Here is a 25,184-nt window from a genome sequence, read left to right as displayed (position 1 = left end):
CTTTTATTTTGCTAAGTGATTACTTATGGTTATCGACTGATAATTTATTTTCATTATACAAAATCATAGAAAGTAATTTAATGTGCTCAGTAGTGACAACTGAATATAACGGCAATGACTTTATGGTATTACTGATGAACATTAATCGTACTTTTCGTAGTATAAATAAGAGTGTGCTAATCGTTTGTTTTTTATTTGCAGCGATTATGCTACTAAAAAGTTATCCTGCTTTATCTGAGCCAGTAAAGTCTTTGATTGGTATTGAAAATTGTCAGGAATACCCAAAAGCAGTTATAGAGCATAATATTGATAGCAAAAAACAGATAACCGAGCAGGCTGGCAATAAATTGCACGAAAACGTTACTTATAAAGAGAAAAAGCGATCAGAGCCGAGGAGATGTGGTAATTTTTTATCAAAGAGAAGCATAGTAGGAAAAAACGATGGTGGTGAAAAACCCAAAATACCCCAGTTATATGAAAATAGTCATAAAGATGATAATCAAAATACTCCTCCTTTAATTCTCTCTCGTGGCCCCGAATTCCTTGGGTTATTAAATAAAGATCCGAAAAAATTAGCCCAGGATTATATTGTCAACAAGTTAAATAGTCAGATAACAAGTAATACTCAGAAATGGTTATCCCAGTTTGGTACAGCCAAAATTGATCTAAAAGTTGATCATCATGGGCACTTGGATGAAAGTTCTGTAGACTTACTCGTTCCTTTTTATGATGATAAAGATCATTGGCTTGTTTACAGTCAATATGGATATCGTCATAAAGATAACCGTGACACCGTGAATTTAGGTGTTGGAAGCCGTTTATTTATAAATGACTGGATGTATGGGGCGAACACTTTTTACGATAATGATTTAACCGGCAATAATAGCCGATTCAGCCTGGGTGGTGAACTATGGACTAACTACCTAAAAATGTCTGCTAACGCATATTTTCGCCTGAGTAATTGGCATAATTCCCGTGATTTAACCAATTATTATGAGCGCCCTGCCAATGGTTATGACCTTATTGCCGACATGTATTTACCTTCGATGCCGTCACTCGGTGCCAAAATAAAATATGAACAATATTTTGGTGATAATGTTGCATTATTTGGAACTAATAATAGACAAAAAGATCCCTATGCGGCAACTATTGGCGTAAATTATACGCCAATTCCACTGATAACAGCAGGAGTTGACTATAAATTAGGGAAAGAGGGTAAAAGTGATGGTATATTTTCATTCAATGTGAATTACCGATTTGGTGTTCCGTTATCAGAACAACTTTCACCAGAAAATGTTTCTTCACTACGAAGCTTGGCAGGGAGTCGTTACGACTTAGTTGAAAGAAATAATAATATTATTTTGAATTATTTGAAAAAACCGCAACATTTTAGGTTACTGGTTCCTGTATTAGAAATTAGTGGTTATGGTGGTGAGGCTAAACCAATACAAATTCAATCTGATACTCCATTCAAAAATATGATTTGGGATATGCCTGAGTTATTCCAGAAGAATGGCGGGATTATAAATATAGAAAGTACTCATGGTTATACCATTCAGTTACCGGAATATCAGACTGATGGAAAAAATGACTATACTATAACAGGTACAAGTAAAGATGATCAGCTAAGGGTGCAAATACAAGCTCATGTATTACAACGTAATATTTCTTTGAGTGTTAACACAACCGATCCTTTAATTGCTGATGGAAATGCGAAATATGTTTATACAGCTACTCTGTTTGGCGCTGACAAAAAAACGCCGATAGAAAATGCAAAATTGATTTGGGATACGGATAAAAAAGATCCTGGATTGAAATTAAAGCCTGATTCAGAGACAACAGATAAAAATGGACAACAGACTGCAACATTAACAAGTACAACGCCATTATCCGATATACAAGTCAGTGTCAGTATTAATGGCGAACGTGTTACTACGGATAAAAAAGTCAGTTTTACAGAGTCCAGCAGCAGTTATCGAGTCACCGGCGTGACGGTGGATAAAGAGGGGCCGCTCTACAACAACGGTACTGATATTTATACCTTCACGGCGACGGTGGTGGATGGGCATGGCAAGCCGGTAGCGGATAAAGCGATCGACATTGACTGGCAGACAGATTCAAAGGCTGACGGGTTAAAACTGACGAAGCAGAGCAATTCGGTGAGTAACGCGCAGGGACAGGTGACCGCGACGTTAAGCAGTACAGTGGCAGTGAAAGATGTGCAGGTATCGGCGAAAACGGCCAGCCAGCAGACGGCGGTGAACGCGAACGGAAAAGTCAGTTTTGCGGAGTTCAGCACCAGTTACTATGTCGCCAGCGTGACGGTGGACGTGGATAAAGACAAGAAGCGCTACAACAACGGTACCGACAGTTATACCTTCACGGCGACGGTGAAGGATGGGCACGGCAATCTGGTGGTGGGTCACCCGATCGACATTGACTGGCAGACCGACCCAGCGGTTGACGGGTTAACCCTGACAAAACAGAGCAATTCGGTCAGTAACGCGCAGGGGCAGGTTACCGCGATCTTAACCAGCACAGTGGCAGTGAAAGATGTGCAGGTATCGGCGAAAACGGCCAGCCAGCAGACGGCGGTGAACGCGAACGGAAAAGTCAGTTTTACGGAGTTCAGCACCAGCTATTATGTCACCAGCGTGACGGTGGATGTGGATAAAGACAAAGTACGCTACAACAACGGCACTGACAGTTATACCTTCACGGCGACGGTGGTGGATGGGCATGGCAAGCCGGTAGCGGATAAAGCGATCGACATTGACTGGCAGACCGACGCAAAAGCTGACGGGTTAAAACTGACGAAACAGAGCAATCCGGTGAGTAACGCGCAGGGGCAGGTCACCGCGACCTTAACCAGCACGGCGGCGGTGAAAGATGTGCAGGTATCGGCGAAAACGGCCAGCCAGCAGACGGCGGTGAACGCGAACGGAAAAGTCAGTTTTACGGAGTACAGCGCCAGCTATTATGTCGCCAGCGTGACGGTGGATGCGGATAAAGACAAGAAGCGCTACAACAACGGTACCGACAGTTATACCTTCACGGCGACGGTGAAGGATGGGCACGGCAATCTGGTGGTGGGTCAACCGATCGACATTGACTGGCAGACCGACCAAACGCCAGCCGGGTTAAAACTGACGAAACAGAACAACTCGGTGAGTAACGCGCAGGGACAGGTGACGGCGACCTTAACCAGCACGGCGGCGGTGAAGGATGTGCAGGTATCGGCGAAAACGGCCAGCCAGCAGACGGCGGTGAACGCGAACGGAAAAGTCAGTTTTACGGAGTTCAGCACCAGCTATTATGTCACCAGCGTGACGGTGGATGTGGATAAAGACAAAGTACGCTACAACAACGGCACTGACAGTTATACCTTCACGGCGACGGTGAAGGATGGGCACGGCAATCTGGTGGTGGGTCAACCGATCGACATTGACTGGCAGACCGACCAAACGCCAGCCGGGTTAAAACTGACGAAACAGAACAACTCGGTGAGTAACGCGCAGGGACAGGTGACGGCGACCTTAACCAGCACGGCGGCGGTGAAGGATGTGCAGGTATCGGCGAAAACGGCCAGCCAGCAGACGGCGGTGAACGCGAACGGAAAAGTCAGTTTTACGGAGTACAGCGCCAGCTATTATGTCGCCAGCGTGACGGTGGATGCGGATAAAGACAAGGCGCACTACAACAACGGCAGTGACAGTTATACCTTCACGGCGACGGTGAAGGACGGGCACGGCAATCTGGTGGTGGGTCAACCGGTCGACATTGACTGGCAGACAGATCCAAAGGTTGACGGGTTAAAACTGACGAAACAGAGCAATCCGGTGAGTAACGCGCAGGGGCAGGTCACCGCGACCTTAACCAGCACGGCGGCGGTGAAAGATGTGCAGGTATCGGCGAAAACGGCCAGCCAGCAGACGGCGGTGAACGCGAACGGAAAAGTCAGTTTTGCGGAGTTCAGCACCAGCTACTATGTCGCCAGCGTGACGGTGGACGTGGATAAAGACAAGAAGCGCTACAACAACGGTACCGACAGTTATACCTTCACGGCGACGGTGAAGGATGGGCACGGCAATCTGGTGGTGGGTCAACCGATCGACATTGACTGGCAGACCGACGCAAAAGCTGACGGGTTAATCCTGACGAAACAAAGCAATTCGGTGAGTAATGCGCAGGGGCAGGTCACCGCGACCTTAACCAGCACAGTGGCAGTGAAAGATGTGCAGGTATCGGCGAAAACGGCCAGCCAGCAGACGGCGGTGAACGCGAACGGAAAAGTCAGTTTTACGGAGTTCAGCACCAGCTATTATGTCGCCAACGTGACGGTGGAAGTGGATAAAGATAAGAAGCGTTACAACAACGGTAGTGACAGTTATACCTTCACGGCGACGGTGAAGGATGGGCACGGCAATCTGGTGGTGGGTCACCCGATCGACATTGACTGGCAGACAGATCCAAAGGTTGAGGGGTTAACCCTGACAAAACAGAGCAATTCGGTCAGTAATGCGCAGGGGCAGGTGACGGCGACCTTAACCAGCACGGCGAAGGTATCTGATGTGCAGGTATCGGCGAAGGCGGCGGCGAACCCGTCGTGGGTCGATGCTGATCGAAAGGTCAGCTTTGAGGAGCTGAGCCTCAGTTATCAAGTCACNNNCCGATCGACATTGACTGGCAGACAGATCCAAAGGTTGAGGGGTTAACCCTGACGAAACAGAGCAACTCGGTGAGTAACGCGCAGGGACAGGTGACGGCGACCTTAACCAGCACGGCGGCGGTGAAGGATGTGCAGGTATCGGCGAAAGCGGCGGCGAACCCGTCGTGGGTCGATGCTGATCGAAAGGTCAGCTTTGAGGAGCTGAGCCTCAGTTATCAAGTCACTGGCGTGACGGTGGAAGTGGATAAAGACAAAGTACGCTACAACAACGGCGCTGACAGTTATACCTTCACGGCGACGGTGGTGGATGGGCATGGCAAGCCGGTAGCGGATAAACCAATCGACATTGACTGGCAGACAGAGCCAACGGTTGACGGGTTAAAACTGACGAAACAGAGCAACTCGGTGAGTAACGCGCAGGGACAGGTGACGGCGACCTTAACCAGCACGGCGGCGGTGAAGGATGTGCAGGTATCGGCGAAAGCGGCGGCGAACCCGTCGTGGGTCGATGCTGATCGAAAGGTCAGCTTTGAGGAGCTGAGCCTCAGTTATCAAGTCACCGGCGTGACGGTGGAAGTGGATAAAGACAAAGTACGCTACAACAACGGCGCTGACAGTTATACCTTCACGGCGACGGTGGTGGATGGGCATGGCAAGCCGGTAGTGGATAAATCAATCGATATTGACTGGCAGACAGATCCAAAGGCTGACGGGTTAAAACTGACGAAGCAGAACAACTCAGTGAGTAACGCGCAGGGACAGGTGACCGCGACCTTAACCAGCACGGCGAAGGTATCTGATGTGCAGGTATCGGCGAAGGCGGCGGCGAACCCGTCGTGGGTCGATGCTGATCGAAAGGTCAGCTTTGAGGAGCTGAGCAGCAGCTACCATGTCGCCAGCGTGACGGTGGAAGTGGATAAAGACAAAGTACGCTACAACAACGGCGCTGACAGTTATACCTTCACGGCGACGGTGGTGGATGGGCATGGCAAGCCGGTAGTGGATAAATCAATCGATATTGACTGGCAGACAGATCCAAAGGCTGACGGGTTAAAACTGACGAAGCAGAACAACTCAGTGAGTAACGCGCAGGGACAGGTGACCGCGACCTTAACCAGCACGGCGAAGGTATCTGATGTGCAGGTATCGGCGAAGGCGGCGGCGAACCCGTCGTGGGTTAAGGCCGATAGCCCGGTGAGCTTTGAGGAGCTGAGCACTAGCTATCATGTTACCCATGTAACGGTGGACAAAGAGGGTCCACTCTACAACGGAGGCACTGATACTTACACCTTCACGGCGACAGTGGAAGATGCATATGGCAAGCCGGTGGTGGATAAACCGATTGATATCGACTGGCAGACAGAGCCAACGGTTGACGGGTTAACCCTGACGAAACAGAACAACTCGGTGAGTAACGCGCAGGGACAGGTGACCGCGACGTTAAGCAGCACAGTGGTAGCGATTGATGTACAAGTATCGGCAAAAACGGCTACTCAGCAGACGCCAATGAATGCGGATAAAAAAGTCAGTTTTATCAGCCCTAATGAGCTTGCTTCTCTTACTGTTAGCCCAGATCACGTAACAGAAGGAGAAGGCGAGGGGCATATTTATACCTTCACTGCCACAGTAAAAGATTTTTCCGGGCAGGCGAAAAGCGGTATTACGGTGGCCTGGAGTGCAGTAAATAGTAAGGGAGTCACCATTACTGATAAAAACTTGGTAACTCAGGTAGTGGGTGATGGTAAAACAGATGCTGATGGGAAAGCGCAATATCGGGTATATAGCAAAAGCGGCGGGTTTGTTGCTGTTATGGTAACAGCCAAAGTGAATGATTCATCTGTTGGCTCTAAGAATAAAACGGTGGAAATTAAGGCTAATGAGCAGGATGTTACTGGCTTCTTTATATTGGATTATCATTATGAACGTGAAGCGAAACAAGATTTAGGGCCTTCGGTTCCAAAAGAAAGAATGAATTTTGCTTGGCCAAAAATGACATTTAAACCTGAGTATTTGCCCGGAAAATCAGATATAGCTGGTTATACTGGAGTATATGACTCAAGTAATAGGAACGTAATTGATGTGGATGGAGAGCATTTTCAAGTTAAAAAAGTAGGAATGGTTACATTAACTGCGACGTTTACACACCAAAAATCTGGCCGGTATTTAAAATATGTTATTCCCGATGTGAAAATTGACCACTTTGTAATTATTGATTCTGATCCGATAGGGCCGGGGATTGGTTATCCTGACCTGAATAGTCATATTGACAAGAGCCAACCTTTACCTCGTTGTACAAGAGGAAATAGGATAAAAGAGAGTGATCTTGGTGGTTCAATTGATTATCTGGTTAATAATTTGGGTTTAAATCTTATTCAAAAGGGTTTATTAGATGATCCAACTGACGGGTTAGGTGCTAACGGAATAAGAATGGGGGGACTACAGATAAATAATAAGAGTATTAAGGCTCATATGTTGAATAGGAGCGATAAATCGCTACTGGCTTATGTGGTTTTATGTGAGGAGTAGGGAGGAAATAATAGACAGGTAGTAAACATCATTGTAGCAGGAAGTTATTTTGATAGAAGATTAGGCGTTTGTTACTTATTGGTGTTTAATTTTAATATGAGGTTTAATCTGTCAATACTTACAGCAAATATCGTTTCATGAATAACGGTTTTAGAAGAATGCTCAGTTGTCATTACTGCTACTTATAGTGAAAATGTAGCTATGCTATCTTCTCGTTATTTTAACCGATTCAGTCCCTAATGAGCGATCACAGAGGTTTCTCGCACATTAGCTGTAGCTGGAGTTTTTACTCACCAAGGTCATTTAGAACTTGGACAGAGAGGGAAAATCAATTATTTAATTGTTCATTGAAATCAATGTAGATGATATTATTAGTGTAAGTGTTTACGTTAATCGTACTATGGGAGAGGAGTTAGATTAAGTAGTTATTACTATTGATCCTTATACATTTATCAGGGAAGATGTGGAGGTTAGAGTAAGTGTTATTAGCTTAGTCAGGCGTTTTTTTCATATGCTGATGGTTTCTGACTTAGTTTTTTGAATATGCGGAGGAAACACTGTATCCCATTTTATGATACCTTTTGGATAAAGAATACATTGCTATTACAGTAATGACCAGAGTAAATAGTTTATTTATATGACAAACAGGAAGGAGGTAATAGAGAGTAAGCATCGTTGTATAAACGCATTATTTTGATAGAAAATTAAGTGTTTGTTACTGATTGGTGTTTAACTTTAATATGAGGTTTAATATGTCGATACTTAAATCAGATATCGTTTCAGGAGTAACGGTTTTAGAGGAGTGCCCAGTTGTTATCACGGTGACTTATTCAGGTGATGATACTCACAAAGTAACGGATTCGACTGACATAGTGTATGATAACCCGGAAAATACCAGTTTTGATAAGATCCCTCGTATTTCAAGAGATGTTGAGAAAAATACTTGCACTGCGAAATTTGTTGTTACTGCTAATTCTGGCGCCAGTGATTTCACCATAACATTTTCAATGGATAAGGCTACGGATCCCGATGCTAAATTGGAGATTGCGTTTCATCCTATTGGTGAAAATGGTTTTTCACATGCAGCATTTGAACCTATAGTTATTGGCGATTCGTTGATAAAAGACTTATCTCCGGCAGAGGATAATGAGAAACCTTCACCATTCAATGGTAGCCTGTTTATTAATCTATATGCGCTGAGTAAAACAAATGATCCGTTACCCTATTTTCAAATTCCCCTTGTAACGGATAAGTTAGTACGTATTTTTGGGTATGATGGAAAGAAACTTACGAAAGAAATATTTCCTTTTATTCAAGAACTAGATAACAATAAATACTATATTAATACAGATAATAAAGGTTTTGTTGCCTTAAAGATTTTTCCCAGTCAGGAGGAGGGGGGGAACTATGTAGTTAATATGTTCACCGAATTGCAGGGTTTTTCAAGAAAATCTTCATCAAATATTCTGTTTATTACAGAAGACATTGCTCCAATGCTGGTGATGCCAGATATAGAAGAACTGGACGGTGATAGATTAACGCCATCAATAGGAAATAGTAGCACGGGTTTTCATGTGAGTATCCCGTTCTATGAAGGTGTTAGACCGAAAGATAGAGTTTTCTTAATGATCAGAGAAGGTAATGATGAAACGCTAAGTGCGTCTGCTGTAATTACTGATCTGAATCAGTTGGATATACCATTTATTTTAGTTCCATATGCTAGTGTTCCAAATATTGGCAATAATGAGTTATACTATTATGTAGCTGATGTAATGGGAAACATAACTATGTCATCCTCCCTCTATTTTAATTTAACGAGGTCAGTACCAAATGTACCACCAGAGATTAAGCGTATATTAGCGAGACCTATAATTTTTAATCATAGAACGCAGTTGGAATTTGTGTGGCCAGCTAAGATCAATCTTGATGGTATTTTAGGAGGGGGATTGGACGCTCATATTGCTGTGGGTAAAAACAGTGGAATAGAGGTAAATAATGTCATTAATGTACGTATTTACGTTAATGGTATTGTAAATGAGAATCCATCTTCGAAAATTTATTCTGTTGAACCTCATACGGTAACTACCGACGAAGTGGCGGCAGGAGAAGCTATTATTCCGCTTGGTCAAGGGCCTTTTACTAATGTAGACTCATATCGTGATGGTACGCTAGGTTCAGTTTATATCACTTACAGTGTAGGCCAAAAGGAATCTAAGATTTGGTTTGGATACCTTGATACTGTTCCACCTGGACAGTAAATTTAACTGATTGGGATTTTATTTATTTTCCATTTTTCCGAGCATATTTCTTATTTGTGAACTGGCGATTTCTTTATTACATACTATAATGTTTTATTAATCGTTGTTATTTTATTTTCAACCAAGGAATCATGGAGCTAATGGTGACAGTATGAATAATGGTCAATATGGCGAAAAATGATTTAACAATTGCCGTAATTTTAACCCCAGATATATTGTAACTATATAGGGTATATTTTGGTATAAAGCTTATGTTTCGAGTAGATATTTATTGTTATTACATTAACGGCTAAAGTAAATAATTTATTTATGTGACAAACAGGAAGGAGGTAATAGAGAGTAGGCATCGTTGTATAAACGCATTATTTTGATAGAAAATTAAGTGTTTGTTACTGATTGGTGTTTAACTTTAATATGAGGCTTAATATGTCGACACTTACAGCAGATATCGTTTCAGGAATAACGGTTTTAGAAGAGTGCCCGGTTGTCATGACTGTGACTTATTTGGGTGATGATACTCATAAAGTAACAGAAACAACCGGCATAGTTTACAGTGATCTACAAGATGCCAGTTTTGATGAGACCCCCCGTATTTCAAGGGATGTCGAGAAAAATACCTGCACTGCAAAGTTTGTTGTTACTGCTCATTCCAGTACCAGTGATTTTACTGTAACATTTTCGATGGATAAGGATACAGATCCCGATGCTAAATTAGAGATTACGTTTCATCCTATTGGTGAAAATGATTTTTCGTATTCAGCATTTGAACCTATCATTATTGGCAATTCGTTGATAAAAGATTTATCTCCGGCAGCAGATGATGCGCAACCTTCTGAATTTAATGGCAACTTCCTTGTTAATATATATGCGCTGGGTAAAAATAAAGAAGCGTTACCCTATTTTCAAATTCCTCTGGTAACGGATAAACCAGTGCGTATTTTTGGGATTAAGCAAGGAAAAATGACGGAAGAAATATTGCCTTTTATTAGCGGGAAAGATAATTATCAATATTATATTAATACGAATAGTGATGGTTTTGTTGCCTTAAAAGTTTTCCCTAAGAAATCTAAAGGGAACTATTCAGTGAGTATGCTCACAAAACTGCCATATTTTTTAAGAAACGCTTCATCAGGTATTTTGATGATTACACGGAATATTTACCCAACTCTTCCAGCTCTGGGAATTGAGGAGTTGGTTGGAGATAAATTAACACCACCGATAGGAAATAGGAATACAGGTTTTCATGTGATTATCCCATCTTATGAGGGTGCTAAACCACTTGATCAGATTTTCTTAATAATTGAAGAAGATGATAGACAAGTAGAAAGCCAGTCTGCTGTAATCACTGAGCCGTATCAGTTGGATATGCCATTTATTTTAGTTCCGTATGCCGGTGTTCCAAATATTGGCGATAATAGGTTATCTTATTATGTGGTTGATGCAACTGGAAACATCACTGTGTCACCAGCCCTCTATTTTAATTTAACGCGGTCAGTACCGAATGTACCACCAGAGATTGAGCGTACATTAGCGGCACCCAGAATTTTCACTCATAAAGATCGGGAAGAACTTGGACAAAAAGGCAGTATCAATCTTGCAAGTATTTTAGGTGGTGGGTTGGATGCTCATATTGTGATGGATAAAAAAAATGGAATAGATGTAGATAGTGTTATCAAGGTGAATGTTTACGTTAATGGTATTGTAGATAAGAATCCGTCTTCGCAACTTTATTCTCTTAAGCTTCATACGGTAACTGCCGACGAAGCAGCGGCTGGAGAAACTATTATTCCGCTTGGTCAGGTGCCTTTTACTGGTGTGGACTCGTATAGTGACGGGGGGCCAGGTTCAGTTTATATCACTTACAGCGTAGGCCAAAAGGAATCTAAGATTTGGTATGGACGTATTGATACTGTTCCACCTGGGCAGTAAATTTAGCTGATTGAGTTTTTTGTTTGCTGGAAAATGCGTGAGCATTTTCCATTTCTCGGGTCATTTTACTTATTATGTGAATCTACCTGTTATTTTTAATCAATGAGTTGTGGAATTAACGGTGACAGTATGAGGAATGGCAAACACGGCGGAAAGTGATTTAACAATTATCCTAATCTTGATCCTAAAATATGGTGGCTATATATGGTTATCTGGATATAAAGCTTATGTTCTGAGTAATGGATTTATTGTTATTACATTAACGGCTAAAGTAAATAATTTATTTATGTGAAAAGTAGAAAGGAGGCAATAGGTAGTAAGCATCATTGTAGAAGCGCATTATTTTGGTAAGAAAATTAGACGTTTGTTACTTATTGGTGTTTAACTTTAATATGAGGTTTAATATGTCGACACTTACAGCAGATATCGTTTCAGGGATAACGGTTTTAGAAGAGTGCCCGGTTGTCATTACTGTGACTTATTCAGGTGATGAGACTCATAAAGTAACGGAAACGACTGATATAGTGTATAATTACTTAAAAAATATCAGTTTTGATGAGATTCCTCGTATTTCAAGAGATGTTGAGAAAAATATCTGTACTGCGAAATTTGTTGTGACTGCTCATTCTAGTGCCAGTGATTTCACCATAATGTTTTCAATGGATAAGGTTACGGACCCCGATGCTAAATTGGAGATTGAGTTCCATCCTATTGATAAAAATGGTTTTTCATATGCCGCGTTTGAACCGATAATTATTGGTGATTCGTGGATAAAAGACCTCTCTCCGGCAGAAGATGATGAACAACCTTCTAAATTTTTCAATGGCAGCCTCCTTGTTAATATATATGCTCAGAGTAAAACAAGTGATCCGTTACCCTATTTTCAGATTCCTCTGGTAACGGATAAGCCAGTACGTATTTTTGAGGATGGTAGAGATCAACTTACGACAGAAATATTGCCTTTTATTAGTGAAAATGGTAATTATCAATATTATATTAATACCAGTAGTAGAGGTTCTGTTGCTTTAAGAGTTTTCCCTAAAAAATTTAAGGGTAACTATTCAGTACGTATGTTCACAAAACTGCCATATTTGTTAAGAAATGCTTCATCAAATATTCTATTTATTACAGAAGATATTGTTCCAAATCTTCCTGCACCAAATATTGAAGAATTGATTGGTGATGAATTAACACCACAGATAGGAAATAGCAGTACAGGTTTTCATGTGATTATCCCATTTTATACAGGTGCTAATCTACAAGATCAAATTTTCTTAGTGATTAGAGAAGATAGTGAAGAAACTCAAAGTCAATCTGCTGTGATTTCTAATATGAATCAGTTTGATATGCCATTTATTTTAGTTCCGTATTCTAATATTCCAAATATTGGTGATAATGAATTGTATTATTATGCTGTTGATGCCATTGGAAACGTTACTATGTCAACAGCCCTCTATTTTTATTTAACGAAGTCAGTACCGAATCAACCACCAGAGATTAGGCGTACATTAGCGGCAGCTAGAATTTTTACTCATAAAGATCAGAGCGAACTTAAACAGCGAGGTAAGATCAATCTTGTAAAAATTTTAGGGGGAGGGCTGGATGCGCGTATTGCTGTGGGTAAAAAAAATGGAATAGATGTGGATAGTATTATCAATGTACGTATTTACGTTAATGGTATTGTCAATCATAGTCCATCTTCAAAAATTTATTCTCTTGAACCTCATACGGTAACTGCCGAAGAAGTGGCGGCAGGAGAAGCTATTATTCTGCTTGGTCAGGCACCTTTTACCGGTGTGGACTCGTATGATGATGGACCAGGATTAGTTTATATCACTTATAGTGTAAATATAAAGAACTCCAAGATTTGGTTTGGACGCATTGATACGGTTCCACCTGGGCAATAAATTTAACTGATTGAGTTTTTACTTGTTTATGGAAAATGCGTAAGCGTTTTCCATTTCCCCGGACATGTTTCTTATTTGTAAACTAGCGATTTTTTATTGTGGGTTATTTTCAACCAATGAATCATGGAGTTAATGGTGACAATATGAATAACGGCATATCAAGTGTGATTATCACAGAAAACGCGGCGATGAGTGATTTAACCGATTACCCTAATCTTAACCCTCAAAATATTGTGACTCTATATGGTTTGCCTGGGCATAAATTCTATGCTACGACATCTATCGGCGCTTTCATTGTAGACGATAACATTAATCTAGATCAGATCATATTGACGCTAGATGAGACTGGAAAAGGACATTTTTATGTTCGTTCTCCGTTTGAACATAAAAATATTAAAAATAGCGAAGAATTTTCGGCTTTTGTGGTGATTGCCCCGCAAGAGGATATCAATAAAGTAATGTCTTTTCCGCTTACTTTTGGTAATTATCGTCAGTCTGATGAAGCTATAGTATTTACCGCTTATAATTATACTACGGGCGCTCCGGCAGATGGGAATACGCCTTGCTCGATATATCTTTTTATTGATCGTGAAAATAATGATGATATTAATCAAATCCGTATAAAAGTGAATAATAATGCCCTCATCGATGGTTATAATAAAGACTGGGCAGATATTCCATTAAAGGAGGATGGTAGTGCGACAGTGAATGTGGTTAGCAACACAGTAGGTAAAGTTAATGTTTGGCTAACAGCGCCTGATTCAGATTCAGGGGATAGAGTCAATTTTGTTTTATCGTTCAGACCGATTCCAATGAGAGGTGAAATATGATTACCAATAACGACAATACACCTATTTCTTTATCGTCTCCAGAGTTGCCGCAAGCAGATCACGATGGCTTGATTGATGTTCCTGTTCAACAGAACCAAGATTTAATTATTAAAGTACCTTATCATGAGTGGCTGAAAATCGGGGATATGATCGTAGTAAATGTTGGGGGAATATTTTCTCGTCCCTATTATATTCAGAATATTAATCTTGATTTTTTTACTGTAACTATTCCGTTCTCTGAAATACCGGATGGTTGCTATAATGTGACTTATACATCAGCTGATGATTTCGAGAATGAAAACTTCTCTAAACCGACGGTTATTAAAGTTATTAATTCTCCATCGATAAAATTATTACCATCCATTTATCCAGATTCAACATCTGGCGTGATTCACTATTCATCTCTTGTACAACATAGTGGGTTAAATGTGCATATTAGTTATCAGCAGATGCAGAAAGGCGATAGTGTCATATTCCACTGGCAAGGGCATAATTTTGACTATGAGCCGATTGCGAGGGCGGCCTGGGATGCACAACCAATAACAGTCAGTGATGAGGATGTTAAGCAGGGTTATGTTTCTTTAGTGGTGCCGGCGGAAAACGTGCTTTGTTTGGGGCAAGAGGGCGTGGGAACAGGGTATTATGAGGTTGGTAATAATAGTTCTGCTCCAGGTTCAGTGATATTGTCGCTAACGGATATGTCATCTGCCATGATATCAATTAGTGAAGGTGCGCCGATGGTATCTAATGAATATCCCAGAATAAACCCGAAAAATTTAGCTGTGGTTTATGGGCCGCCAGGAAAGAGATTATCGGCCAGTGTTGAATCAGGAAGTATTGTTGAAGGGGGTGGTGCAAAATATCAATTTGCCCCCAATAGTTTCGGGCTGGCTTATTTCCATTTGCAATCTGAGGTAGCGGGTAGTTTTCGTTGTACTGTTTCGGCGGAGGATGGTTCTATAACACCGGGTGTAAGTCAGGCAGTATTTAGTGAGTGGAGAGATGGAGGAAATATTATCAGTGCTTATGCATTTACCTCTGAAGTCCCTGCTGATGGCGTGAGTGTGTGTAGTGGTTATGTGATTGTGGACCGTACTGTCTATTCCGGTAAAAGATTACTTGTTCGTACTGATGGCTCCGCGATAATTTCAGGTTATGGTGATAATGAAAGAGAGTTGCAGGTTGCGATTAGTAAAGATGGTTGTACAACTTTCCATATAACTAATACCAAAGCAGAAAAAAATAATGTGATAATAAGTTTACCCGATACTGATAAGTCGATTCAATTTTCTATTAATTTTAAACACTTTCCTTTTGTTTAGTGAGCGAGTGCAGCCAACAAAGAGGCAACTTGAAAGATGACGGATATATACATGATAGTGATAAATTAGGAGAATAAAATGAATGACGGTCAAGCACCAAAAGAGGCTAAAACATTAAATTGGCTATCAAGTGAAAAAACGGAAACTGCGGATAAACCGATAGATATCGGTGTAAGCGCAATCCAGGATGGTTATTTATTGCATGGGGTGAATATAATTTTCACGTTAGATAATCAATCTATGGTATTTAAAGAGAATAATGATCGTAAAATTATAAAAGGTACAGGAGTACTGGGTAAGGTATCAGTTGAAATAATCTCTACTGATTCAACTCCGTGTCAAGGGAATGTGTATGCTTGCTTGGAAGATGATACTCAAATAGAAGCCCCTCCTCTCCAGGTCGAGTTTACTGTTGCTCCTCAATCGGTGGCAGTGCTTAATCTTGACTTAGAAAAAAATAATGCATGGATTAATAGTCCCGATGAGAATAAGGTAGTTGCAACGGTGTATGATCGGTTGGGTAATGGAATTAAAAACCAAGAAATAACCTTCTATGCAGATAGTGGGGCAACAGTAGTTCCGTCGTCGGGGATGACAGATAAAGATGGTAAGATAACGGCGTCAATACAATCTAGTAGTGCTGGTGAAGTGATGCTAATGGCACAAGCGGGAGCTATTGAAAAAGCTATAGCTATGTGTTTCACGTATAATCCATATCAGTTAAAGATTATAAAATTTCCGGCTGTGCTGTATTCATTTTCAAGCGGTATTATAGCTGGATATTTATATAAGAATGGCGTAGGTGAACCTAATGTAACCATAGGAGTATCTATGGGATCTTATCTGTCATTGAGTGATCAAGACAAACATATGACTACCGATAAAAATGGCTATTTTAGCTTTAGAGTTTCTTCTTCTTATACTCGTGGGTATTCGCCTCATAATCATGTACATCCCATGAATGAATCTGCATCGGTGTATATAAGTTGTATTGATGGGCGGGTATATTCTCAAGCGTGGATAGAATTAACCCCAGGGCTATATTAGGCGTTGGATATTTGGGGATGCTGATTGATGGTTACTCATTGAAAAATTAGACAAATCCCCTGTTTTTAGCCGTTATCATGCAGTGTGAAAATAAGATGATTTTTATTATCCCGGTAGGAATCATTGATTAAGAATATATAACCTGGGTGGAATTTCACAACTATCATTGTTATACATCAATATTTAGTTAAAAACCTGAACTTCTCTTTAAGCGAAGTTCAGGCTATGTAATTCATTATTTCTTCATGTTATTTCTCACAATGATGAGGGAATTGTTATTAAATCTCCTTTAGTTGTGATCGTGTCCGCAATGACCTTTTATGAAATAGGGCTATACTATAAATAGGCTATAAAGTTATATAGAGTCAATTAACGTTAGCTGTTAAATTTTCGGTTCTTAGTGTTCACGGAGAGTGTGTATTAACGGAAAGTGTGTATTAACGAAGAGTGTTGGAGGTAACATATGAAACGTCAAAGTGCCTTCATAGTCGGTAATGTATTGATGGGTGTCGGTATGTTCACCATAGTGAGTAGCCTGGTTTATACATTACTGCCCCACATCTTCGGTTTTGGCTGGCCTGAGTTTTTATCTGAAGCAGCGCTATTGGGCGTTTTTATTGGTGCGCTTGTTTGGTTAGCTGGTGCCGGTGTGGGAGGCCGGGAAGGTGTGGCAGATCGTTATTGGTGGCTAAGAAACTATGATGAGCGTTATCGTCGTGGTAGTCATCGGTATCCATAACAAAAATGGAGAAGTATTATTCTTCCAGAGTAAGCAGAAAACCCGTTGAAGCTCTTGTACAACGGGTTTTTTCTTAAATAGCGATATATGAGTACAACTTATTTATTAGTGCTCAAACATCGCAGAAATTGATTCTTCATTACTGATACGCCGGATCGCTTCAGCTAACATACCGGACAAAGTGAGAGTACGAACTTTATTGAGTGCTTTGATCTCAGCAGACAATGGGATGGTGTCACAGACAACCACTTCATCAATCACCGAGTTTTTAATGTTGTCCACCGCATTGCCGGAGAAAATCGGGTGAGTAGCATAGGCAAAGACACGTTTTGCTCCGCGTTCTTTTAATGCTTCAGCCGCTTTGCATAAGGTGCCACCGGTATCGATCATGTCATCGACTAGCACGCAGTCGCGGCCAGAGACATCACCGATAATATGCATCACTTGAGAAACGTTAGCGCGTGGGCGGCGTTTATCGATGATTGCCATATCCGTATCATTCAGCAGCTTAGCAATAGCACGTGCGCGGACAACCCCGCCAATATCCGGGGAAACAACGATAGGGTTTTCTAACTCTTTCTGTAGCATATCTTCCAGCAGAATTGGACTGCCAAATACGTTATCAACCGGAACATCAAAGAAACCTTGGATCTGTTCAGCATGCAGATCAACAGTCAGTACGCGGTCTACACCGACACTGGACAGGAAGTCTGCAACAACTTTGGCGGTAATTGGCACACGGGCGGAACGGACTCGACGGTCCTGACGGGCATAACCGAAATAAGGGATTACTGCGGTAATACGTCCTGCGGAAGCACGACGCAGTGCATCAACCATAACGACTAATTCCATCAGGTTGTCGTTAGTCGGTGCACAAGTGGACTGGATGATGAAAATATCACCACCGCGCACATTTTCGTTAACTTGTACGCTGACTTCACCGTCGCTGAAACGGCCGACAGCAGCATCTCCAAGATTAGTGTACAGGCGGTTGGCAACACGTTGTGCTAGTTCCGGGATAGCGTTACCAGCAAAAAGCTTCATATCGGGCACGAGAAAGACCTCAGGCTTGCGTCCAGAGAGATATTGTTGACCAATGTTAAATAACATATTTATTCATTGGTTCAATAACACGGGTATCCCCGAGCGGAAACTGTGCAAAGGTGAATTGTTAACGCCACGCGCAACAAAACCCTGCAACCACTCAGGGGCTTGATTTAACACCTTACGGGCCGATGCTTCTGATTCAAACTCACCGAATACACATGCACCGGTTCCGGTCAGGCGTGACGGCGCGTATTCTAGCAGCCATGAAAGAAGCTGTTCAACCTTACGGAAACGTTTTCTTACAAGAGATTCACAATCATTTACGTACGGAGCCTTTAATAATGCGGCCAGAGAGCGAATTGGTGTATCACGTTTTAATTCTGGATCTGTGAAGACACGCAGAGTTGAGATTTCAATACCAGGATGCGCAACCAGATACCACTTTTCTTCCGGCTCTGCTATGTGCAGGATTTCACCAATACCTTCTGCGAATGCGGCATGTCCTTTGACAAAGATGGGCACATCAGCACCAAGACTCACGCCGAGGGCTGCCAGTGTTTCGTCTGTGAAACCGGTTTGCCAGTGATAATTCAGGGCAATGAGTACGGTAGCGGCATTGGATGAACCTCCGCCTAACCCACCGCCCATTGGCAGACGTTTGTTGATCTGAATATCAGCACCTTTATGAGCAATACCCGCATGGTGCTTGTCGCTGTAGGATTGTAAAAGACGTGCTGCGCGAACAATCAGGTTGTTATCGTGTTCCACCCCTTCTACGGGGGTCAGTAAACGGATTTCATTATCCTGACGAGGGGTAACCGTAATTTCATCACCATAATTAAGAAATTGAAATAGCGTTTGCAACTGGTGGTAACCGTCAGCTCGACGACCGGTGATATAGAGAAATAGGTTAAGTTTTGCCGGTGAGGGCCAAGTTAATGTCATTATTTTGTGGTCCAGTTATCCATTTTCAGTTTAATGCGGCGATCACCCTGAATCAGTTCCAGACGGTTGGGAAGGGCGGGGGTTGTTGAGGTATCGTAGGATTGATAGTTAACCTGCCATATCGCGCCATTTTGCTGATAATTGACGGTTTTCAATAGATAGCTAGCATCCAGTTTAAAGTTTTTGGCATCACCGGGGAGACCCGTTATCCAATGCCGCAGATTATCTAATGGAATATCCATATTGGTGAACTGATAAATTATCTCTTCGGGATTATCACTAAAATATTTTTTACCTTGGCTATCGGTTAATTGCGTCATGTTTGGCTGAACGATCAGCTCTAATTCAGTGCTGCCCAGTGGGTTAGTCAGTAATAAACGGTAGCGTTCAGGATGATATTGTTGCCAGAAAAAGCGGGCATAAACTTTTTTCTCATTAGACAGATAGGCAAAAGATCCACGTGTTTGATATTGATTTAATTGCTGTAGCTGCTGGGTATGTGTTCGCCATTGGGGAGAATCCGCCGAACCTGTTCCGCCAGGTTGCGTTAATGTACAGGCGGTCAACAGTACACAAGAGAGTGGCAATAGGCGGAATAGTGATAATTTTTGTATTGGCTTCATCGGTAATCCCTGTTTAATAACGTGAAAACTTTTACATCACTTAATAATGAAGAATGAACTATTAATCCAGTTAAATTTCAAAAAAATGTTCTGAATAATGATATCAGACACTGCTGATTGTCTTTTATTGAGCTGAGGTATCAAGTAGAATGCACAGCTTATAAGAGTCCTTATTAAGGGTGATGATTTCATCAATATTATACCCTATGGATTTCAAGATGCGTCGCGACGGCAAGGGAGTGAATCCCCGGGAGCATAGCGAACTATGTGACCGGGGTGAGCGAGTGCAGCCAACAAAGAGGCAACTTGAAAGGTAACGGGTATAGAATGTTTTTTACGATGAACGATCTCTCTGCTGATAACTCAATGAAGTTGATATGACTTTATTAGCACTTGGTATTAACCATAAAACGGCTCCTGTATCCTTGCGTGAACGGGTGACTTTTTCTCCAGACACGATTGGTGAAGCGCTTGATAACCTCCTCCAGCATCCCCTGGTGAAAGGGGGGGTTGTATTGTCAACGTGTAATCGTACAGAGCTTTATCTCAGCGTAGAACAGCAAGATAATCTGTATGAGCAGTTAATTGGCTGGTTGTGTGAATATCATCAACTCAATCCCAGAGATCTAAAATCCAGTATTTACTGGCATTGTGATAATGAAGCTGTTAGCCACTTGATGAGAGTGGCGAGTGGGCTGGACTCGTTGGTACTTGGAGAACCTCAGATTCTTGGGCAAGTGAAGAAAGCATTTGCCGAGTCGCAGCACAGCCGCTCTTTATCGAGTGAACTGGAGCGACTATTTCAGAAATCATTTTCTGTCGCCAAGCGCATCAGAACGGAAACCGAGATTGGTTCGAATGCGGTTTCTGTTGCATTTGCCGCTTGTACTCTGGCGCGGCAGATTTTTGAATCACTTTCTGAACTGAATATTTTGCTGGTCGGTGCCGGAGAAACCATTGAGCTAGCGGCTCGTCATTTGAAAGAGCATCGTGTGCACCATATGATGATTGCTAACAGGACGAAAGAGAAAGCACAGGTACTGGCTGATGAAGTTCAGGCGGAAGTGATCACCTTGCCTGAAATTGACATACGTTTAGCTGAAGCTGATATTGTTATCAGTTCGACTGCCAGCCCGTTGCCTATTATCGGTAAAGGGATGGTTGAACGTGCATTAAAGTTACGGCGTAACCAACCGATGTTGCTCATTGACATTGCGGTTCCTCGTGATATAGAGCCTGATGTGGAAAAACTCAATAACGTCTATCTCTACAGTGTTGACGATTTGCAGGCAATTATTCAGCAGAATCTTGCGCAGCGCAAAGCAGCGGCGGTGCAGGCTGAATGCATTGTTCAGCAGGAAAGCCGTTATTTTATGGACTGGTTGCGTTCGCAGGGCGCAGTGAATTCAATCCGTGAGTATCGTAATCAGGCAGAACAGGTGCGAGCTGAAATGGCTGCTAAGGCACTGACTGCTATCAATCAGGGAGCTGACGTAGAACAGGCAATCAATCAATTGACTCATCAATTGATGAACCGCCTGATACATGCTCCTACCAAATCACTCCAGCAAGCAGCCAGCAATGGTGACCTGGAGCGTCTTAATTTATTACGTGACAGCCTAGGGCTGGAACATAATTAACCATATCTCGGAATAGGGTCTGAAACCAAGAATGAAGCCTTCTATTGTTGCTAAATTGGAAGCATTGCAAGAACGTCACGAGGAAGTTTTGGCTCATCTCGGTGATGCCGATGTGATTGCTGATCAAGAACGTTTTCGTGCTTTGTCGCGGGAATATGCTCAACTGACTGATGTGACGAACTGTTTTAAGGCCTGGTGTGCTGTTCAGGATGATCTTAAAGCAGCTGAAATAATGCTTGATGACCCTGAAATGCGGGAAATGGCACAGGAAGAGATCAGGGACGCTAAGGTTCGCAATGAAGAATTAGAGCAGCAACTACAATTATTGCTGTTGCCGAAAGATCCTGATGATGAGCGTAACTGTTTTCTTGAAGTGCGTGCAGGAACCGGTGGTGATGAAGCGGCTATTTTCGCCGGGGATCTGTTTCGTATGTACAGTCGTTATGCTGAATCCCGTCGTTGGAAAGTTGAGGTCATCAGTGCTAACGATGGTGAGCATGGTGGCTATAAGGAAATTATTGCTAAAGTTTCCGGTGAGCAGGTTTATGGTCATTTAAAATTTGAATCGGGTGGTCATCGTGTTCAACGTGTACCGGAAACTGAATCGCAAGGGCGTATTCACACTTCTGCTTGTACCGTTGCGGTTTTGCCCGAGATCCCGGAAGCCGAGTTGCCGGAAATCAGTCCAAGTGATCTGCGTATTGATACATTCCGTTCATCGGGGGCGGGTGGACAGCATGTCAACACCACGGATTCAGCCATCCGTATCACTCATATTCCAACTGGCATTGTCGTTGAATGTCAGGATGAACGTTCACAGCATAAAAACAAAGCAAAAGCGATGTCTGTATTGGCGGCCCGTATTCGCGCTGCTGAAGTTCGTAAACGTCAGGAAGCGGAAGCTTCTGAGCGCCGTAACTTGCTGGGTTCCGGTGATCGTTCAGATCGCAATCGTACTTACAATTTCCCGCAAGGACGGGTGACGGATCACCGTATTAACCTCACTTTGTACCGCCTTGATGAAGTGATGGAAGGCAAATTAGATATGCTTGTTCAGCCGATCGTGAATGAGTATCAGGCTGATCTATTATCGGCTTTGTCAGAGCAGGATTGATGGATTATCTATCTTGGCTTAAACAAGCCACAATACAGTTATCGGCAAGTGACAGCCCTAAACGAGATGCGGAAATTTTGTTGGGGTTTGTCACTCACCATTCCCGAACGTATATATTGGCGTTCGGTGAAACGCAACTGGCGCCAGAGCAGTTCAGCCAGTTGGAGGCTTTACTCGCTCGCCGGGTGAAAGGTGAACCCATTGCCTATATCACCGGTGAGCGTGAATTCTGGTCGTTGCCATTAAATGTCTCTCCCGCTACGTTAATCCCGCGTCCTGACACAGAATGTCTGGTAGAAAAGGCGCTTGAACGGCTATCGTTGACACCTTGCCGCATTCTGGATTTGGGAACGGGAACCGGCGCAATTGCATTGGCAATCGCGAGTGAGCGCCCTGATTGCCGGGTTACCGGGGTTGATATCAATCCTGATGCTGTGATGCTGGCGCAGGGCAATGCTGAAAAACTCAAAATACAAAATGTGGATTTTTTGTTAAGCAATTGGTTTTTTTCGTTGAATAATCAACAGTTTGGTATGATTGTCAGTAATCCGCCTTACATAGATGAAACCGATCCACATCTATCTCAGGGCGATGTTCGGTTTGAGCCAGATAGTGCATTAATTGCGGCAAAACAGGGAATTGCTGATCTAAATACCATTATTGATCTATCTCGCCATTTTTTGTTACCTGGTGGGTGGTTGTTATTGGAACATGGTTGGAAACAGGGAAATGTTGTAAGAAGCCTGTTTTCTGAAAATGGTTATCGGCAGGTAGCTACTTTTCAGGATTATGGCGGTAATGAGCGAATAACACTGGGTCAGTGGAAAAGTGATGAAAGCCATAGCTGATTATGAATTTAATAATACATCGTTAAGTAGCGGTATCCTGTTAATTTCCCGAACATTGCGTTCTGATTTTCCTCAGCATTCAGTGGAAATGCAGCTTCAAGCATTGATTGATGAAGCCAGACGTGAAATATCTCCGCAGCTAAATATAGAAGAACGGTTGGAAAAATTACTGAGGCTTTTTTATCAAAGCTGGAAATTCGGCGGTGCCAGTGGTGTTTATTGTCTGTCAGATACATTATGGCTAGATAAAGTACTGCAAACTCGCCAAGGTTCCTCTGCTGTTTTAGGGGTAATTCTTATCCATATTGCTCAGGCTTTAGAGCTATCGTTTATGCCGGTTGTTTTTCCAACACAGTTGATTTTGCGTGTTGATTATCCAGACAACACGGCGAGGTTTATTAATCCACTCAATGGCGAAGCGTTAAGTGAATACGTGCTTGATGTGTGGCTTAAAGGTAATATTAGCCAGACAGCTAAATTAGCAGCCGATGATTTGCAAGGAACTGATAACGCCATCATTGTACGTAAAGTGCTGGATACGATAAAAGTCGCGTTAATGGAAGAAGGTCAAATGGAACTGGCACTGAAAACGAGTGAAGCTGTGCTGATGTTTGATCCCGATAACCCCTATGAAATACGTGATAGGGGGCTGATATATGCGGAACTTGATTGTAATCATATTGCGGTTTCTGATTTAAATTATTTTGTGGAGCACTGCCCGGAGGACCCGGTGGCAGAAATGATCAGAATGCAGATATACGCCATTAAGCAGCAATGCCTTGTTTTACACTGAAATATCGTTTTGCACTGAACTGAATAGTGCACTGCACTGATTTATCTCATTAATTTATTGGTCCCTAATGGAAGGTATAAGTATGCAACAGAAAGTGGTTCATATTGGTGATATCAAGGTCGCGAATGATCTGCCGTTTGTTCTCTTTGGTGGTATGAATGTCCTTGAGTCACGGGATTTGGCCATGAGTATTTGTGAGCACTACGTGACAGTGACACAAAAATTGGGCATTCCTTATGTTTTCAAAGCCTCCTTTGATAAAGCAAACCGATCATCAATTCACTCTTACCGCGGCCCCGGTCTGGAAGAGGGAATGAAGATTTTTCAGGAGCTGAAACAAACTTTCGGTGTGAAAATCATCACTGACGTGCATGAGCCGGCACAGGCACAGCTGGTGGCGGAAGTGGTTGATGTTATCCAATTGCCAGCATTTCTGGCGCGTCAGACTGATTTAGTTGAGGCGATGGCGCGTACTGGTGCGGTGATCAACGTTAAAAAACCCCAGTTTATCAGCCCAGGTCAGATGGGAAATATTGTGGAAAAATTCAAAGAAGGCGGCAACGATCAGGTGATCCTATGTGACCGTGGCAGCAACTTTGGTTATGACAATTTGGTGGTGGATATGTTGGGCTTCAATGTTATGGCTCAGGCAACCGGGGGGCATCCGGTCATTTTTGATGTCACCCATTCACTGCAATGCCGTGATCCGTTAGGTGCTGCGTCCGGTGGTCGTCGTGCTCAGGTTGCTGAACTGGCGCGTGCGGGAATGGCAGTTGGTATTGCTGGCCTGTTCCTTGAAGCGCATCCTGATCCTGCGAATGCGAGGTGCGATGGCCCATCAGCATTGCCGTTGGCAAAACTTGAGCCATTCTTGAGCCAGATGAAAGCCATTGATGATGTGGTGAAAAACTTCCCTCAACTGGATACCAGTAAATAAAGTGGCTTTT

At 42.6% G+C, this 25,184-nt stretch carries 17 protein-coding genes; 14 read left to right on the top strand and 3 right to left on the bottom strand.

Annotation, left to right across the window (positions count from 1 at the left end):
• The first annotated feature begins 80 nt into the window (after nt 1-80).
• From AAC155_RS01135 to ychH, 9 genes are all read left to right on the top strand, one after another.
• Complete coding sequence (locus AAC155_RS01135) at nt 81-4,715, top strand: inverse autotransporter beta domain-containing protein (RefSeq protein ID WP_445260686.1); 4,635 nt, start codon at nt 81-83, stop codon at nt 4,713-4,715.
• Nucleotides 4,716-4,738: 23 nt separating this feature from the next.
• Entirely contained in the window at nt 4,739-7,195 is a 2,457-nt protein-coding gene (locus AAC155_RS01130; protein ID WP_240002802.1) for an Ig-like domain-containing protein, read from the top strand.
• A 752-nt stretch (nt 7,196-7,947) separates the two neighbouring features.
• The gene (locus AAC155_RS01125) at nt 7,948-9,453 is read left to right on the top strand and encodes a hypothetical protein (RefSeq protein ID WP_113040687.1); all 1,506 of its coding nucleotides are present in this window, start codon (nt 7,948-7,950) and stop codon (nt 9,451-9,453) included.
• 426 nt (nt 9,454-9,879) lie between these two features.
• A complete protein-coding gene (locus AAC155_RS01120; protein WP_113040686.1) occupies nt 9,880-11,382 on the top strand; it encodes a hypothetical protein in 1,503 nt (500 codons plus the stop codon).
• 404 nt (nt 11,383-11,786) lie between these two features.
• The gene (locus AAC155_RS01115) at nt 11,787-13,289 is read left to right on the top strand and encodes a hypothetical protein (RefSeq protein WP_113040685.1); all 1,503 of its coding nucleotides are present in this window, start codon (nt 11,787-11,789) and stop codon (nt 13,287-13,289) included.
• A 143-nt stretch (nt 13,290-13,432) separates the two neighbouring features.
• Complete coding sequence (locus tag AAC155_RS01110; RefSeq protein ID WP_113040684.1) at nt 13,433-14,119, top strand: hypothetical protein; 687 nt, start codon at nt 13,433-13,435, stop codon at nt 14,117-14,119.
• Entirely contained in the window at nt 14,116-15,441 is a 1,326-nt protein-coding gene (locus AAC155_RS01105; RefSeq protein ID WP_113040683.1) for a hypothetical protein, read from the top strand. Before AAC155_RS01110 ends, AAC155_RS01105 begins: the two co-directional genes overlap by 4 nt.
• 78 nt (nt 15,442-15,519) lie before the next feature.
• A complete protein-coding gene (locus AAC155_RS01100) occupies nt 15,520-16,488 on the top strand; it encodes an Ig-like domain-containing protein (RefSeq protein ID WP_113040682.1) in 969 nt (322 codons plus the stop codon).
• A gap of 463 nt (nt 16,489-16,951) precedes the next feature.
• A complete protein-coding gene (gene ychH, locus AAC155_RS01095) occupies nt 16,952-17,227 on the top strand; it encodes a stress-induced protein YchH (protein ID WP_011146320.1) in 276 nt (91 codons plus the stop codon).
• A gap of 105 nt (nt 17,228-17,332) precedes the next feature.
• Here ychH and prs read toward each other — a convergent pair whose 3' ends face one another.
• From prs to lolB, 3 genes are all read right to left on the bottom strand, one after another.
• Nucleotides 17,333-18,280, bottom strand: coding sequence for a ribose-phosphate diphosphokinase (gene prs / locus AAC155_RS01090; protein WP_146747441.1), 948 nt, complete (start codon nt 18,278-18,280; stop codon nt 17,333-17,335).
• A 63-nt stretch (nt 18,281-18,343) separates the two neighbouring features.
• Nucleotides 18,344-19,219 (bottom strand): 4-(cytidine 5'-diphospho)-2-C-methyl-D-erythritol kinase, encoded by an 876-nt coding sequence (ispE, locus tag AAC155_RS01085; RefSeq protein WP_113040681.1) that lies wholly within the window; start codon nt 19,217-19,219, stop codon nt 18,344-18,346.
• Nucleotides 19,219-19,842 carry a lipoprotein insertase outer membrane protein LolB gene (gene lolB / locus AAC155_RS01080; RefSeq protein WP_113040680.1) on the bottom strand — a complete coding sequence of 208 codons (624 nt, stop codon included), beginning with the start codon at nt 19,840-19,842 and terminating at the stop codon, nt 19,219-19,221. The genes ispE and lolB overlap by 1 nt, the downstream gene beginning before the upstream one ends.
• Before the next feature lie 377 nt (nt 19,843-20,219).
• Here lolB and hemA point away from each other — a divergent pair, with 377 nt between their 5' ends.
• From hemA to kdsA, 5 genes are all read left to right on the top strand, one after another.
• A complete protein-coding gene (gene hemA / locus AAC155_RS01075) occupies nt 20,220-21,482 on the top strand; it encodes a glutamyl-tRNA reductase (protein WP_113040679.1) in 1,263 nt (420 codons plus the stop codon).
• 31 nt (nt 21,483-21,513) lie between these two features.
• Nucleotides 21,514-22,596 (top strand): peptide chain release factor 1, encoded by a 1,083-nt coding sequence (prfA, locus tag AAC155_RS01070; RefSeq protein ID WP_112879577.1) that lies wholly within the window; start codon nt 21,514-21,516, stop codon nt 22,594-22,596.
• Nucleotides 22,596-23,444 carry a peptide chain release factor N(5)-glutamine methyltransferase gene (gene prmC / locus AAC155_RS01065; protein WP_113040678.1) on the top strand — a complete coding sequence of 283 codons (849 nt, stop codon included), beginning with the start codon at nt 22,596-22,598 and terminating at the stop codon, nt 23,442-23,444. Before prfA ends, prmC begins: the two co-directional genes overlap by 1 nt.
• Nucleotides 23,428-24,237, top strand: coding sequence for an invasion regulator SirB1 (gene sirB1, locus AAC155_RS01060; RefSeq protein WP_113040677.1), 810 nt, complete (start codon nt 23,428-23,430; stop codon nt 24,235-24,237). The genes prmC and sirB1 overlap by 17 nt, the downstream gene beginning before the upstream one ends.
• An 82-nt stretch (nt 24,238-24,319) precedes the next feature.
• Complete coding sequence (gene kdsA, locus AAC155_RS01055; RefSeq protein ID WP_113040676.1) at nt 24,320-25,174, top strand: 3-deoxy-8-phosphooctulonate synthase; 855 nt, start codon at nt 24,320-24,322, stop codon at nt 25,172-25,174.
• Nucleotides 25,175-25,184 lie beyond the last annotated feature (10 nt).

The organism is Photorhabdus sp. HUG-39, assembly GCF_963878365.1.
GTDB classification, from domain to species: Bacteria; Pseudomonadota; Gammaproteobacteria; order Enterobacterales; family Enterobacteriaceae; genus Photorhabdus; species Photorhabdus kayaii.
The sequence above is the reverse complement of the archived record's forward strand: the minus strand, read 5'-3'. Positions and strand labels throughout refer to the sequence as shown.

Bases quoted from the DNA above. Each gene is read 5' to 3' on its own strand.
- prfA (WP_112879577.1), top strand. From the start codon at position 21,514: ATGAAGCCTTCTATTGTTGCTAAATTGGAAGCATTGCAAGAACGTCAC.
- lolB (WP_113040680.1), bottom strand. From the start codon at position 19,842: ATGAAGCCAATACAAAAATTATCACTATTCCGCCTATTGCCACTCTCT.
- hemA (WP_113040679.1), top strand. From the start codon at position 20,220: ATGACTTTATTAGCACTTGGTATTAACCATAAAACGGCTCCTGTATCC.
- AAC155_RS01120 (WP_113040686.1), top strand. From the start codon at position 9,880: ATGTCGACACTTACAGCAGATATCGTTTCAGGAATAACGGTTTTAGAA.
- AAC155_RS01115 (WP_113040685.1), top strand. From the start codon at position 11,787: ATGTCGACACTTACAGCAGATATCGTTTCAGGGATAACGGTTTTAGAA.
- AAC155_RS01110 (WP_113040684.1), top strand. From the start codon at position 13,433: ATGAATAACGGCATATCAAGTGTGATTATCACAGAAAACGCGGCGATG.
- kdsA (WP_113040676.1), top strand. From the start codon at position 24,320: ATGCAACAGAAAGTGGTTCATATTGGTGATATCAAGGTCGCGAATGAT.
- ychH (WP_011146320.1), top strand. From the start codon at position 16,952: ATGAAACGTCAAAGTGCCTTCATAGTCGGTAATGTATTGATGGGTGTC.
- AAC155_RS01100 (WP_113040682.1), top strand. From the start codon at position 15,520: ATGAATGACGGTCAAGCACCAAAAGAGGCTAAAACATTAAATTGGCTA.
- AAC155_RS01125 (WP_113040687.1), top strand. From the start codon at position 7,948: ATGTCGATACTTAAATCAGATATCGTTTCAGGAGTAACGGTTTTAGAG.
- ispE (WP_113040681.1), bottom strand. From the start codon at position 19,219: ATGACATTAACTTGGCCCTCACCGGCAAAACTTAACCTATTTCTCTAT.
- sirB1 (WP_113040677.1), top strand. From the start codon at position 23,428: ATGAAAGCCATAGCTGATTATGAATTTAATAATACATCGTTAAGTAGC.
- AAC155_RS01105 (WP_113040683.1), top strand. From the start codon at position 14,116: ATGATTACCAATAACGACAATACACCTATTTCTTTATCGTCTCCAGAG.
- prmC (WP_113040678.1), top strand. From the start codon at position 22,596: ATGGATTATCTATCTTGGCTTAAACAAGCCACAATACAGTTATCGGCA.